Here is a 1,397-nt window from a genome sequence, read left to right as displayed (position 1 = left end):
TCATCGGCATCTACCGGGGCGATAACCGCTACAACGACCGGTTGCCCAACGACCAAACGCGTGCGTTCCGGGAGCAGCAACGGCAGGCCTACGGGCAGCACCTAACGTCGCTGCACGCTTTGACCGCGCCACGCTCTCCGCCGAGGACCGGGTCAGCTACGACGTCTTCGACTTCCTGCTGAAAGACCGGTTGGACGGGCTAAAACAGAATCTGTGGTTGCTGCCGTTCACCCAATTCTTGGGGACGCCCATCGACCTGGCCCAGTTGGGGTCCGGTACGGGCGCCCAACCCTTTAAAACCGTCCAGGACTACGACCACTGGCTGGGCCGGGTGCACGGCTTTCCGGTGTGGGCCGATTCCGCCATTGCCAACTTTCGCCAGGGCCTGAAAGCCGGCGTGGTACTGCCCCGGGCGCTGGTCGTGAAGATGATTCCGCAGCTGGACGCCCTGCTCGTCGCCGATCCCACCCAGAGCCTGTTTTACGGGCCCATTGCCAAGCTGCCCGAGACGCTGCCCGCTGCCGACAAAGCCCGCCTGGCCAGTGCCTACCAGCAAGCCATCCGCACCGACCTGGTGCCGACCTACCAGAAGCTCAGCACCTTTCTCAAAACGGAGTACTTGCCCCGGGCCAGCAGCACCGCCGGCCTGGGCGCGCTGCCCGGCGGGCGGGCGGCCTACCGCTACGCCGCGCAAAAAAACACCACCACCGCCACGCCGCCCGAGGCCATTTACCAGACCGGCCTGCGCGAAGTGAAACGCCTCCGGGCCGAGATGGAAGCCGTGAAAAACCAGGTGGGCTTCCAAGGCGACCTGCCGGCCTTCTTCGCCTACCTGAAGAACGAGCCCAAGTTCCGGCCCTACAAAACGCCGCAGGAAGTGCTCGCTGGCTTGGAGGCCGTTCACCAACGCATCGCGCCGAACCTGAACAAGCTGTTTGGCCGCACGCCCCACACGCCGTTCGAAATGCGCCAGTTCGAAGCGCACCGCACCGCGACGGCGGCGGCGCAGTATTTAGCTGGTTCGCCCGATGGCACGCGGGCGGGCATTTTCTACGTGCTCATCCCCGACGCCACCCAGTACAACACCGTGGCGTACCCGGGCCTGGAGGCCTTGTTCCTGCACGAAGCCATTCCGGGGCACCACTACCAAATTTCCTTACAACTGGAAAACGCCGCCCTGCCCAAATTCCGAAGCGCCGGGCAGTACAACGCCTACACGGAAGGCTGGGGGCTGTATTGTGAGTCGCTGGGCAAAGAGCTGGGCCTCTACACCGACCCGTACCAATACGCCGGCGCCCTGGGGTTTGAAATGCACCGGGCCATCCGGTTGGTGGTCGACGTGGGCCTGCATGCGAAAGGCATGAGCCGAGAAGAAGCCATCCAATACATGATGGACA

The 1,397-nt window shown here is 64.0% G+C and carries 1 protein-coding gene and 1 pseudogene; both read left to right on the top strand.

Features of this window, described 5'->3' with window-relative positions; genetic code table 11:
* A partial coding sequence (locus ACP7AJ_RS21210; RefSeq protein WP_426062233.1) for a hypothetical protein occupies positions 1-182 on the top strand: 182 nt, incomplete at its 5' end.
* A pseudogene (locus ACP7AJ_RS21205) lies at positions 167-1,397 on the top strand (DUF885 domain-containing protein); the annotation flags it as partial. The gene ACP7AJ_RS21210 and the pseudogene ACP7AJ_RS21205, both read left to right, overlap by 16 nt.

This window comes from Hymenobacter sp. B1770 (assembly GCF_049896385.1).
Classification (GTDB): Bacteria; Bacteroidota; Bacteroidia; order Cytophagales; family Hymenobacteraceae; genus Hymenobacter.
This window is presented reverse-complemented; position numbering and strand designations above follow the sequence as displayed.